10 protein-coding genes are annotated in these 12,433 nt (G+C 35.8%); 1 reads left to right on the forward strand and 9 read right to left on the reverse strand.

Going from position 1 to position 12,433, the window contains the following annotated elements:
• Nucleotides 1-12 precede the first annotated feature (12 nt).
• The 5 genes from NOV28_RS04755 to NOV28_RS04775 all read right to left on the reverse strand — a co-directional run bounded on the left by NOV28_RS04755 (nt 13) and on the right by NOV28_RS04775 (nt 8,347).
• Nucleotides 13-2,727 carry a TonB-dependent receptor plug domain-containing protein gene (locus NOV28_RS04755; protein ID WP_255928119.1) on the reverse strand — a complete coding sequence of 905 codons (2,715 nt, stop codon included), beginning with the start codon at nt 2,725-2,727 and terminating at the stop codon, nt 13-15.
• Between the two features lie 204 nt (nt 2,728-2,931).
• A complete protein-coding gene (locus NOV28_RS04760) occupies nt 2,932-5,259 on the reverse strand; it encodes an ATP-dependent helicase (RefSeq protein WP_255928121.1) in 2,328 nt (775 codons plus the stop codon).
• Nucleotides 5,260-5,419: 160 nt separating this feature from the next.
• Nucleotides 5,420-5,854, reverse strand: coding sequence for a cold-shock protein (locus NOV28_RS04765; protein WP_255928123.1), 435 nt, complete (start codon nt 5,852-5,854; stop codon nt 5,420-5,422).
• Between the two features lie 271 nt (nt 5,855-6,125).
• On the reverse strand, nt 6,126-6,491 hold the full coding sequence (locus NOV28_RS04770; protein ID WP_255928125.1) for a response regulator: 366 nt from the start codon (nt 6,489-6,491) through the stop codon (nt 6,126-6,128).
• 11 nt (nt 6,492-6,502) lie between these two features.
• Complete coding sequence (locus tag NOV28_RS04775) at nt 6,503-8,347, reverse strand: PAS domain-containing sensor histidine kinase (RefSeq protein ID WP_255928127.1); 1,845 nt, start codon at nt 8,345-8,347, stop codon at nt 6,503-6,505.
• A gap of 129 nt (nt 8,348-8,476) precedes the next feature.
• On the opposite strand from NOV28_RS04775, the gene secG reads away from it, so the two are divergent.
• Nucleotides 8,477-8,830 carry a preprotein translocase subunit SecG gene (gene secG, locus NOV28_RS04780; protein ID WP_255928129.1) on the forward strand — a complete coding sequence of 118 codons (354 nt, stop codon included), beginning with the start codon at nt 8,477-8,479 and terminating at the stop codon, nt 8,828-8,830.
• A 78-nt stretch (nt 8,831-8,908) separates the two neighbouring features.
• Here secG and NOV28_RS04785 read toward each other — a convergent pair whose 3' ends face one another.
• Genes NOV28_RS04785 through NOV28_RS04800 form a run of 4 tightly spaced genes read right to left on the reverse strand, consistent with a single transcriptional unit; the run spans nt 8,909 to nt 12,396 of the window.
• Complete coding sequence (locus NOV28_RS04785) at nt 8,909-9,916, reverse strand: WaaS/CpsH family glycosyltransferase (RefSeq protein ID WP_255928131.1); 1,008 nt, start codon at nt 9,914-9,916, stop codon at nt 8,909-8,911.
• On the reverse strand, nt 9,913-11,049 hold the full coding sequence (locus NOV28_RS04790) for an NAD-dependent epimerase/dehydratase family protein (protein WP_255928133.1): 1,137 nt from the start codon (nt 11,047-11,049) through the stop codon (nt 9,913-9,915). The genes NOV28_RS04785 and NOV28_RS04790 overlap by 4 nt, the downstream gene beginning before the upstream one ends.
• Nucleotide 11,050: 1 nt before the next feature.
• Nucleotides 11,051-11,605, reverse strand: coding sequence for an acyltransferase (locus NOV28_RS04795; RefSeq protein WP_255928135.1), 555 nt, complete (start codon nt 11,603-11,605; stop codon nt 11,051-11,053).
• Nucleotides 11,602-12,396, reverse strand: coding sequence for a glycosyltransferase family 2 protein (locus tag NOV28_RS04800; protein ID WP_255928137.1), 795 nt, complete (start codon nt 12,394-12,396; stop codon nt 11,602-11,604). Before NOV28_RS04800 ends, NOV28_RS04795 begins: the two co-directional genes overlap by 4 nt.
• Nucleotides 12,397-12,433: the final 37 nt, after the last annotated feature.

Genomic DNA, 12,433 nt, shown 5'->3' on the forward strand with positions numbered 1-12,433 from the left:
CAAGAAATTCATTTAAAAACTAAAATTTAACCTTGAAAATATATACCTTCCATTTTGTCCAAATTGTGAGGTTGATCTGGAATAAATGAATTGATCATTATTGGTGGAAGCAGTAAGGTTTTTCGTAGGATAAATATCAAATAAATTGTTCGCACCTAATGTGATACTTAGATTTTCGGTAAGTTTATAAGCCACAGAAACATCGGTGATGATTTTATCAGTAATCGATTGGTGTTCGTTTAAAGAAACTACTCCATCGCCGTTTGCATCAATTGTATCCGGACTTGTCACCTTTCCGAAATAGGTATTTCTCAGGTAAAAAGTAGCGTCTTTCCAAGTAATATTGTGGGATAAACTCGCCTTAACTTTTGGCACTGCTTCTTCAAGATAAACTCTGGATGATTCTGAAAAATATACATTTTCCAAGTTTGCAGCTTGTAAAGCTCCTGAAGAATGAATGCTCCCTACTTTCTTGGTTTCATTAAGGTTCAGCGCGAAATTATTATCAAGTTTTACCTCAGAAAATCTTGCTTGATGAGAAATTACCACATCCAAACCTTTGGTTTCAGTATCGATGCCATTGGTGAAGAACTGAGCCGCATTTACACCAGCTGCATCAAAAAAATCCGGGGCAACCGATCTTGGGAACTGGCCTGTAAGAATAATTCGATCGTCGATTCTTGTGAAAAATCCATCCGCAGTGAATGTTAAATTTGCAGAAGGAATTTTATAGGTAAATCCAACACTTGCAGATTTAGAAGTTTCCTGTTTCAATTTCGGAATTCCTAATAAGCTTGCAATTTCAGAATCGTTGCTGAAGGTTCCTACTTCTTTCAAAACTCCATCACTAAAAAATGTTGAAGTTACATTATAATAAATTTGGTGAATTGATGGCGCTCTAAATCCTGTGGAACCAGCAAATCTAAAGTTGAAATTATCTGCCAACTTCAATCGGGAAGCCAATTTATAATTAAAAGTAGAACCAAAATCTGAATAATTTTCATATCTCGCTGCAGCATCTACCAAAAACCAATTGGTGAAATTCAACTCAAAGTCCACATAACCAGCAACGGATTGACGGTTTTTATCCACTGCATTTTCCGGACGGAAACCTCCGAAAACCTGTGAACTTCCCGGCAACAGATTACCAAAAAAATCGGTGGGTTTGATGTTGTTTGGTGTCGATGCGGTTTGAGGATTTCCATAAATATCGTATGCGGTGTAGGAAGCTTCTTCTCCAGCGTTAATCTGGAAATTCTCAAAACGATGTTCCGCACCGAATGCAGCATTGAAACCTTCCAGAATGTCGTAATTTTTAGAAAAATCTAAATTAATTGTGTTCTGTGAAAACTTCAATCCTCCGGCATCAAATTCATTAGGAGAAGCAAATCTTAATGAAGAATTTCCTGTATTTTTAATCATATAATCAAATGAATTTTGGCCGAAAGTATTGCTTAAATCGACATTCCAACCATTCCATTTTCCTTTAATTCCTGCTGCAAGCGAAAGGTCCAAAATATTGGTTCCAATTTGCGGAAGATAACCGTTGGCATAAATTCCTGTAAAGGTTCTACTTTGGTTTGGTCTTCTGAAGAATCCACCGGAAGTCCCGTTTCTCAAGCTAAAACCTCCGAAAGAGTACACTTTCCAAGTATCGCTAATTGGTATTTCGATATTAGCAAAAAGCTGATGGTTATTGAGTTTGGATTGCCCAACTTGCATGTTAAAATCTTTTCGATCCAAACCTCGGTAAGCCAATTCCTGATCAGTAACATTCGCACCTAAAAGCCCTTGCAAAGCACTAATCGTATTGGCATTTTGAATTTGATTTTGAAAATCTGCAGAAAAATAGCTTACTTCTTGTGCGTATTGATGAATGTTGTTGATGATTTGCTGCGAATTTGCAGTATTATTAATGTTGCTAAATAGCGATGAAAGATTGACACCGTTATTCAAAGCTCGCTGTTCGATTGCGTTGTAAGCATTGAAAATCGCGCCACTTTCTGTACCCGCTCTCGACGTTGGATTTCTGAACTGAGACGCCCAAGTAAGATTATAAAAGCCTCCTCTTTTTCCAATTTTATTTCCATAATTGAGATCAACTTGAATGGTTTGTCCATCAAAATCTCCGGTGTGATCATTCGCTGTTGGAGTTAAATTTCCACCGTAAGAAAATTGGCCATCTAATTTTCCGGTATCTTTTTTCAAGCCTAAATTGATAACTCCCGCAATGGCATCAGAACCATATTGTGCTGAAGCTCCGTCTCTTAAAACCTCAATTTTTTGAATTGCAAAAGATGGAATGGCATTTAAGTCAGTACCAATAGTACCTCTACCAGGACTTCCATTTACATTAACCAAAGCAGAAGTATGTCTTCTTTTTCCATTTACTAAAACCAAAACCTGGTCTGGTCCCAAACCACGCAGCTGAGCGGGATCCAAATGATCTGTTCCATCTGCATTAGTTTGAATAGTCGAGGTAAACGAAGGAGCAACTGCATTTAAAATTGCAGAAATATTGGTTTGCGGTAAAACCAACGATTCTTGTTTTAAATTGAAAACATCGACGGGAACCGGACTGTCGATTTTGGATCTTGCTCCATTTCTAGATCCCAAAATAACCACTTCCTCGACATTGGTTGTTTTAGTGCTATCGGTTTGTGCATAGGCATTGGTTGCTAGAAAAAACAATACCGAAGCCGATAAAATAGTTTTTCTTTTATTCATATTTCGCTTTTTTTTAATTAATGTCCTTAATTTTTTCGAAGGGCAAAAGTAAATGATTATATTAAGTCTACAAAATTAGTGGACTAATAAAATCAAAAAAAATATTGAGTATACTTCAATATTTTTCTTAAAAATTATATAATAATTTGATTTACAGGAGCAAAAAAAAAAAAAAAAAAAAAAATATCACTAGATTTCGAAAAATTAAATCTTCGTTAGCTTCGCAAACTTCAGAATCAGGTTTTTCTCGCCTTCATGCTGGAATTTTACTTTTGCTTTGATATTTTGAGGATCTGTTCCGTCGAGGAAAAGCACTTCTCCCACTCCAAAACGATCGTGGCGAACCTTGTCTCCTACTTCAATATTTTCCGAAGAAACTCCGCTTGGGTTGGTAATCTTTGCAGTTGCAACCGGCTTCAATTTTTGAGAAATTGGCAACGGCTCACTTCTCTGAATACTTTTCTTTTCTTCTTTCTTTTTGAAAAATCTTGGTTCAGCGGGTTCATCATCAAAAATACTTGATTTCAAGCCGGAACGATTGATGAAACGGCTTTCTGTAACAGGATTGATGAATTCCAAATGTTGCGCATCCATCTCACTTAAAAACCGCGATGGTTCCGCATCGGTAATTTTCCCCCATTGGAATCTTGAAACCGCATAACTGAAATACGCTTGTTTTTCGGCTCTGGTTAATGCCACATAAAACAATCTGCGCTCTTCTTCCAATTCTTCTCGGGTTGAAGAACTCATGAAACTTGGGAAAAGGTTTTCTTCCAAACCAACGAGATGCACCACCGGAAATTCCAAACCTTTGGAAAGGTGAATCGTCATCAGCGAAACTTGGTCGCCTTCTTCGTTTTTATCGGTTTGTGTATCAGCGGAAAGCGCAATGTTTTCTAGAAAATTGGATAGCGATGGATCACCATCTTCGACTTGTTGTTGTTCTTCGATGAAACCTTGCATCGAGTTCATCAATTCCTGAATATTTTCAACTCTCGAAATGCCTTCCGGTGTTTGATCGTCTTTCAAAAATTTAATTAAACCACTTCTTTTAGCCACTTCCATCGCAACATTGTAAGCATTTTCAGTTTTCAGCATTACTTGAAAAGCTTTAATCATCGACCAAAAATCGGAAAGTTTGGTTAAAATCCCATTATTTAAAGCTAATTGAGGAGCATAAATCGCTAAATTATCCAAAACGGAAGACACCGAAACATTCTGCGAATCTGCAAAAACTACAAGCTTATTTTGGGTAGTTTCACCGATTCCACGAGCCGGATAATTGATGATTCTAGACAACGCTTCATTATCATTTTCATTGATTAAAATTCGCAAATAAGCAATCAAATCTTTCACTTCTTTTCTTTGGTAAAAAGAAAGTCCGCCAAATACTTTATAAGGAATATTTTTTCTTCTCAGTGCATCTTCGAACGCTCTGGTTTGGGAATTGGTACGATACAAAATCGCAAAATCGGTAAATTTTCTTTGCTCGGAATTATGTTTTTCCCAAATATTCGAAGCCACAAAACTTGCTTCATCCGCATCAGAAAGCGAGCGATAAACCTTAATTTTGTCGCCTTCTTCGTTTTCACTGAAAACATTTTTCTTAAACTGCTGAACGTTTTTAGAAATCACCACGTTTGCAGCATTCACGATATTTTGCGTTGAACGATAATTCTGTTCTAGCGAAACCGTAACCGCGTCTGGATAATCTTTTTTAAAGTTTAAAATATTATAAATATTCGCGCCACGGAAAGAGTAAATCGATTGTGCATCATCGCCTACCACACAAATATTTTCAAATTTAGAAGCTAATGCTTTCACAATTAAATACTGCGAATGGTTGGTATCTTGGTACTCATCGACCAAAATATACCGAAATCGATCCTGATATTTTGCCAAAACTTCGGGAAATCTCGTGAGCAATTCGTTAGTTCTTAAAAGCAAATCATCAAAATCCATCGCTCCGTTTTTGAAACAAGCTTCCACGTATTTTTGGTAAATCAATCCCATATGCTTCATGTTGGCGCGTTCATCATTTTCGATGAGTTCGGGATTTCCAAAATAGGCTTTTACGGTAATTAGATTATTTTTATAATTGGAAATTCTCGCCTGAACTTTTTTCGGTTTATATAAATCCGCATCGATATTGAGATCTTTCAATACTTTTCTGATGACGTTCAAGGAATCTTGAGAATCGTAAATCGTGAAATTCGAAGGAAAACCTAATAAATGAGCTTCGCTTCTTAAAATTCGGGCAAAAACCGAGTGAAAAGTTCCCATCCAAAGCGATTTTGCTTCACTTTGTCCGACTACTTTTGCAATACGTTCCTTCATTTCTTTTGCCGCTTTATTGGTAAAAGTAAGCGCGAGAATATTGAATGGATCCACGAGATTGGTGATTAAATGGGCAATTCGCATGGTGAGAACACGGGTTTTTCCGGAACCTGCACCTGCGAGTACCATCAGCGGGCCTTCCAAGGTGGTTACTGCTTGATATTGCGCTTCATTTAATCCTTTCAAATAATCCATTAGAACAAAGTTTTTGGGGTCACAAATTTAGTGAAATATATACGGAAGTCAAAGTGAAGATCTGCTTCCGAACTGTTAAAATATTTTTAAGCAAAATCAAAAAAAAGCCCCAAAAATGGAGCTTTCTATGAGAATTAATTTATTCTTGTTTTCGCAATAATTATTTGATGAGTTGAATATTCACTGCGGAAAAACCTTTCGGAGAACGTTCTTTATCAAAAGAAACTTTGTTTCCTTTTTTCACAGGATGAGCGCAGTTGTTTTCATGAAAGAAAATATTGTCTTTGGAACTGTCTTCGGTGATAAAACCATATCCTTTATCACTTAAGAAAGTAACGATTCCTGATTGAATTTTTTCTTCTACAGGAATTGGAGCTGCACCGAGCTGAATGTCGTTGAGATCAATTCCTTCGCGGTTTTGATCATCGGGACGGGTTTCTGTAAGTTGCCCGTTTTCATCCACATAAAGTAACATTTCCTCTAAACCTTTTCCTTTGTTGTTGTTGGTTTTGCGTTCTTCACGTTTGAGGTTTTTCTCTTTTTGTTTCTGAAGTTTTTTCTTGAAATTTTCTTTTTTTGAGAAAGAATCTGCCATATATTATTATCGTATTTAAGTTTGTCTTAGTTGCTATTCGGTTTAATCATTGGCACCTGCTTACCGAAAAATCTGCGGGTGATAATGTATAAAAGCAACTGCGAAAAAACGATAACTGAGTAAGAAAAATGTAGAATTCTAAACGGTAATAGAGTAAGCAAAGGCAGCAGCCTTTTATAAATTATAATGCAAAGATACAATAATTATTTGACATTCTGATTATTAATCAAACTTGGTTTTGAGATTTGAAATGGACTGCTTTTTATTAAAATTAATTGGTGAGTTGGTTCAATTTATCTACCACTTCATCAATTTCAAAAGGTTTTGCAATGAAAGCGTTTGCGCCCGACTGTATCGCTGTTTGCTCTAAACCTCTGCTTGCCGACATAATGACCACGGGAATATTCTTCGTGATTTCATTTTCTTTTAATCTTTTACAAATTTCTCTGCCGTCTTCTCCTGAGAGCCACATATCAAGAAGGATGATATCAGGTTTGGAAACAGATTCTACATAGGTGAAAATCTCTGATCCTCGTTCAAAGGCATTTACTTCAAACCCTTCAAAATCGAGCATTAATCCCAGAGAATCCAGAATCGCTACATCATCATCTACAATTACAACCTTTTTTGAATTCATTTTTTCTAATTTTAACAATCTGATAATGGAAGCGAAAAGGAAAACGTAGAGCCTTTTCCTAAAATACTGTGGACCCAAATTTTTCCGCCGGAACGTTCTACGATTTGCGCTGCAATGTAAAGTCCCAATCCTAATCCCGGAAATGTACTTTGCTCATCACCACTTACTCGGTAATACTGCTCGAAAGCAAGGTGTTTTTTATCTTCAGGCATACCAATTCCGAAATCTTTCACGGTGTAAATAATATTGTTGTCTTTTTGTTCAGTTTCAATGATAATCCGATCCGCATCGGGTGAATATTTGATCGCATTTGAAATTAAATTAATCATTACCTGCCCTATTCGTTCTTTATCAGCAAAAACCATACCTCCATTTTTTGCGTAGATTTCTATTTTATGTGATGTGGACATCTGCATTTCTTCCGCAGTTTCGAGTACTAATTTTGCAAAATCGAAACAGCTTTGGTTAAGGTGAATTTTCCCGGAATTAATCTTCGTTACATCCAATAAATCGCCAATCAGTGAAGTAAGTTTCACAACTTGGAGATCCATCTTTTTAGCAAATTCTGCACTTTTTTCATCGCCGGATTTTCTCAGCATCTTTTCCAGAACTTGTGCATATAATTTCAGTGAGGTTAGAGGCGTTTTCAGTTCATGGCTTGCAATTCCAAGAAAAGTATCTTTCTGTTTTACAAGATTTTTGAATTCATTAATGTCGGTATTGGTTCCGATCCATTTATAAAATTCCCCATCTTTGAAAAATGGAGTTCCGGTGGTGAGATACCAAATATATTCATTTTTTTTGCGGTCGAACATTCGATATTCAACCTCAAACTGTTGTGGATTCTTAGCTGCTTCTTCCCAAACTTTCTGAACATTCGGTAAATCATCCGGATGAATTATTTTAGTAAAATCAAATTGGTCGATTTCATCAATCGTTAAATTCAGCAAATTCAACAAATTGGAATTTCCATAATCCAATATTCCGGTAAGACCTGCACTCCACACCATTTGTGGCATTGCGTTCGAAAGATTTCGGTAATCATATTCGTTGGTTTCTGCTTTTTTACGGGCATTCACCAATTCGGTTACATTCAGTGCGACATTCATAATAGCATAAATTTCGCCTTTGGAATCCCGCAACGGTTTATATGAAAAATTGTAATAAAAAGTCTGCAAAACTCCACCTACTACCAAATCAACCTTATCCTCCTGCGTTATATATGGAATACCCGTTTTGAAAACATTTTTTAGAACTTCAATAAACGGCTGGTTTTGAAGTTCAGGAATAGCATCTTCTAATTTTGTGCCGATTACCGATTTGTCTTTTCCCCAGGTTTTTATCATTTGGTCATTCGCAAACTCTATAATTAAATCTTCACCTTTATAAATGGCAGTAGAATAATCTGCAGTTTCCACGAGTTCTTTAAAACGAAGTTCACTTTCCCATAGTTTTTTTTCAGAAAGTACTTTGTCTGTAACCTCTGTAGCAACTACACTGACCCCCGTAATTTCCTGATCCTTAAGAATTGGTGAATAGATAAAATCGAAATAACAATCGCTCAACACACCGTTTTTCTCAATTTTTGCAAGTACATTGTTCCCATTATAGGGTTTCCCGGAACGATAAACTTCACGCAAAAGCTTAGAAAATTCTTGATCTTTGATTTCCGGAAGAGCTTCTAGTAGAGGCTTACCGATGATGGAATCGCTTTTCCCCCATAAATCCAAAATATGCTGATTGGCAATTTCTACTACCTGATTCTCTCCCATCAACATGGCTAATGCGACTGGTGCTTGGCTGAACAGTGTGGCTAAAGAATCAAAACTCACGTGATGCTGAAGAAAATTTTTCATAAAGGCTAAATTAAAAAAAAATATTTCAAAAAAAGTATAAAACTCACTATCCTATTGATGTAAGCAATTTTTATGTTTAATATTTGAAAATATTAATTATATTTGCACTTCTTAAACTTCGAACAAAAAATGAGCACAATATTTACATTATTCATGATTCTAATCATGATTGCGAGTATCTTACTAATCATCATCATCATGGCACAAAACCCAAAAGGTGGAGGCTTATCCGGAACTTTCGGTGGAACTTCATCAGCTCAATTTGGGGTACAGCGTACCAATGATTTTATGGAAAAAGCAACTTGGACTTTGGGTACAGCAATTGTCATTCTTATTTTATTAAGCGTGATTCTTACTGGAAAACCAAGCACATCCATTCCTACTACTCCAATAAAAACAGAAGCTCCGGCTCCACAAACCGCACCAGCAACAAACAGTCCTGCTACTGCTCCGGTAAAAACTCCGGCTCCTGCAGGAAACTAAGAAAATATTCACAAAACATAAAAACGGTTTAGAAATTCTAAACCGTTTTTTTTATTAGTTAAAATCTCTTTTGTTTATTCACCAATATTCATCTTGATGATGGAAGAAAAGACAATCAATCCAACTATCCAAAGACATTTTGGATAATATTTCATCATCGATTTTAGAAAAATCGGTTTTGAAAAAATCTTCACTTATTTTCAAATTTTTCCGGTCCAAAATCATCACATTTTCGACAGAAAAGAATGGGTAATTCTTGATATCTGAATTTGTAGTGAGAATTTTTTTTCCTGATGCCAATGCTTCAAATGTTCGCATTGTTAAACCATTTTGAAAAGGTTTATTCACATCCAAAACTGCAAAAGACTGGCTATAAATTTCAGCAATTTCGTTGTGTTGAAGTTTCGTAAAACTAAGTTTATTAACATCAAAATATTTCAAATTTCGATCAAAAAAACGTTTCAACAGAAATGCAGTTTTCCCGGGAGCATAGTAAAAAAAGAATGTTTTTAAATGAAGCTGAGACGCTATTTTCTGAACTTTTTCACCAATGAGATAACGATCGCTATGCGCAGATCCGATGAAGGTAATGTCATACTTTCTTTCCTGTTTTTTTACAGTGCTTTTATATTCTTCTAAAAAAAACAATGGCCTGAAATGCAACTGATATTTCTTCGCATCTGCAGGTTCGAAAGTGAAATTTTTATCAAAAAAAGGATAAAGTTTTTTGAACTTCGGATACTCTTCGGCTGCATCGTAAGAATAGAAAATTTTCTCTGCCAAAGTATTGTTTTTCTGAAATCCTTCAAGAAAGAAAAACGGGATGCTTTCGCCTTTGATTAATAGAAAAAAATCATATTTTTCTGCTGAAATTTCCAATAAAATCTTCCGATAATAGCGATTTATTTTTTTTTGATACCAATTACTTTTCACTCGAATAATCCCTTTTGACAAAAGAGAATCCGATGGTCTTTCATTATAAAAATCCACTTCAGCTCCCCTACTTTTCAATCGTTCGGCAATTGCTTTTTCATAACCGAAAAAATGGGCAGAAATAAATAATATTTTTTTTCCTTTCAGACTCATGTTTTCAGGAAACCTTTTTGTTTCATTTCTTCTATTGAAGCCTCAAAATTATTTCCCAGAAGCGGTTGATTCAAAACCCATTCGGTAAAACTCTGGATTCCTTGCTGAAAACTCACTTTAGGTTCAAAATTTAAGAATTTTTTCATTAAAGAAATATCCGCAAAATTATGTCGAATATCGCCGATTCTGAAATTTCCTGAAACCGAAACATCTACATTTTTCTGATATTTTTCCACCAGATTTTCTGCCACCGATTGAACAGTCGTTGCTATTCCGGTCCCTACATTGATCGTTTGATTATTCGCAGCATCCATTTCTAAACTTCTTATCGTTGCTTCCACCGTGTCTTCAATATTGATAAAATCTCTGGTTGGTAAACCATCTTCAAAAACATTGATGTTTTTTCCATTTAAAATTTGTGTAGAAAAAATCGATAAAATTCCGGTGTACGGATTCACGAGTGATTGTTCCGCTCCGTAAACATTTTGATAACGCAGAATCACAAAATCTACTGCTATTGTTGGGCAAACGAGTTTTACCATTTGCTCTTGCTGTAATTTTGTAAGTCCATAAAATGAGGTTGGATGAAGTTTAAAATCCTCTGAAGTTGGGAGTGGATGTAGAATTTCACCATTTTGATCGGTCATTTCGAAGATTCCTTTTTGCATCAAATCTAAGTTTCGATGAGCTGGAAATACGATCTCTGCATTTGAATTTTGATATTTTCCTTCGCCATAAACTGCTCTGGAAGAAGCCAAAACAAACTTTTTTACTCTGTTTTTCTGGTTTACTAAAACATCGAGCAAAAGCGCGGTTCCTGCAACATTCACCTTATTGTATCTTTCGATTTCGTACATCGACTGTCCGGTCCCGGTTTCTGCAGCTAAATGAACTATTGCATCTTGATTTTCAATTGCTTTTTCAATGTCAAATCTGTTCGTGATATCACCTTTAATGAAAGTCACTACACCCAAAATCCGTCGATAAAGTGGAGAATTAAATTCAGGATTTTTGGTATGAATTTGCTCCGAAAGACAGTCTAAAACCGTCACCGAATAGCCACGATCAATTAATTTCAACGCGAGTGAACTCCCTATAAATCCTGCACCGCCGGTGATTAATATATTTTTCAATTTACCCACTTATTTTTTCCCAAGTTTGGGTTTGTTGATTATACTTTTTTACAATTTTTGCAGGCGAACCTACAATGACACAATAATCCGGAAAAGTGCCTCTCACAACCGAATTAGCGCCTACAATACATTGTTTCCCCAACACAGTTCCAGCCATAATTGCAGCGCCCATTCCGATAAAACAATTCTCACCAATTGTTGTTTCTTTAACGATAATTTTTTGTTTTACGACATGTTTTCCGATTTCGGTGTAATCATGATCGATATTGGTGATGAAAACATTGGCTAAAATTAGCGAGCTTTTTCCTATTTTCAGTTGACCGGCCGAAGTGATATGAACGTTTTGCGAAATCACCACATCATCTTCGATTTCAATAGTTCCGTCATCTTGAGTTTCCATTCGTAAATGAGGTAAAATTCTCACTTTTTTACCGATAAAAACATTGCGAATTCCTTTCAGAAAAATAGGTTTCCCAAGATATGAAGGCATCCCGAATTTGCCAAAAAAGGGCGCATAACACAACGCTCTAATTCCCCAAAATAATTTATCCATCATAGTTTTGCTCTTATTGGCCTTACGAAATATTTGAATTTGGAAATTACAAAATAAAACAGATATTCCAACAAATTGATCCTCTTGTCTCTATACATTTCTAGAATATTTTTCTGAATTCCCTTTTCCATTTCTTTTAAATTCGCAGAAAGTCCTGAAAATCCGAAGGATTTTTTTCCGTTTCCTGCTATTACAAGCTTTTCAGGAAGCAGAAACATCGAATTGTTTTCACTAATTCGCATCCAGAAATTAGCATCTTCAGAGTACTTTTGTTGCTCATCAAAATAGCCGGTATTTTCAAGAATTTTCCTTTTAAAAATCGCAGTGGAAGTTTGTCCCGTTATTTTAAGTAATAATTTCTTTAAAATAATGGTAACTAATCCATTATCAACATCAATCTTGTAAGGAAAACTTACTTTTTCATCATTCCACAAAGAGGTAATAAAATCCACCCCAAAATCCGGATTTTCCAGATATTTCAGCTGTCTTTCGGTTTTTTCGGGAAGCCATTCGTCGTCGGAATCGAGCAAAGCGATGTAATCTCCTTTTGCGATTTTCAATCCTGCGTTTCGGGCTTTGGAAACTCCACCGTTCTCTTGATGAACCAACTGAATCGGCATTTCTGGGTTATTTCTTTGGTAATTTTCAAGAATTTCCCGGCTTCGATCGGTGGAACCATCATTAATGACAATGATTTCAAACTCGCGTTTCCAAGTTTGGTTTTTAATGGAATCAAGACATTTTTCGATGCTTTCTTCGGCATTATAAACAGGAATAATTACAGAAATCGCCATTAAAATTTGTTTAAATTCTCAATTACAAAAAAGCTAA

Origin of the sequence: Kaistella montana (assembly GCF_024436175.1) — a bacterium.
Lineage (GTDB): Bacteria > Bacteroidota > Bacteroidia > Flavobacteriales > Weeksellaceae > Kaistella > Kaistella montana.

Coding starts and splice junctions, on each gene's coding strand:
- NOV28_RS04760 (WP_255928121.1), bottom strand. CDS start 5,259: ATGGATTATTTGAAAGGATTAAATGAAGCGCAATATCAAGCAGTAACC.
- NOV28_RS04800 (WP_255928137.1), bottom strand. CDS start 12,396: ATGGCGATTTCTGTAATTATTCCTGTTTATAATGCCGAAGAAAGCATC.
- NOV28_RS04795 (WP_255928135.1), bottom strand. CDS start 11,605: ATGATGGATAAATTATTTTGGGGAATTAGAGCGTTGTGTTATGCGCCC.
- NOV28_RS04765 (WP_255928123.1), bottom strand. CDS start 5,854: ATGGCAGATTCTTTCTCAAAAAAAGAAAATTTCAAGAAAAAACTTCAG.
- secG (WP_255928129.1), top strand. CDS start 8,477: ATGAGCACAATATTTACATTATTCATGATTCTAATCATGATTGCGAGT.
- NOV28_RS04755 (WP_255928119.1), bottom strand. CDS start 2,727: ATGAATAAAAGAAAAACTATTTTATCGGCTTCGGTATTGTTTTTTCTA.
- NOV28_RS04775 (WP_255928127.1), bottom strand. CDS start 8,347: ATGAAAAATTTTCTTCAGCATCACGTGAGTTTTGATTCTTTAGCCACA.
- NOV28_RS04770 (WP_255928125.1), bottom strand. CDS start 6,491: ATGAATTCAAAAAAGGTTGTAATTGTAGATGATGATGTAGCGATTCTG.
- NOV28_RS04785 (WP_255928131.1), bottom strand. CDS start 9,916: ATGAGTCTGAAAGGAAAAAAAATATTATTTATTTCTGCCCATTTTTTC.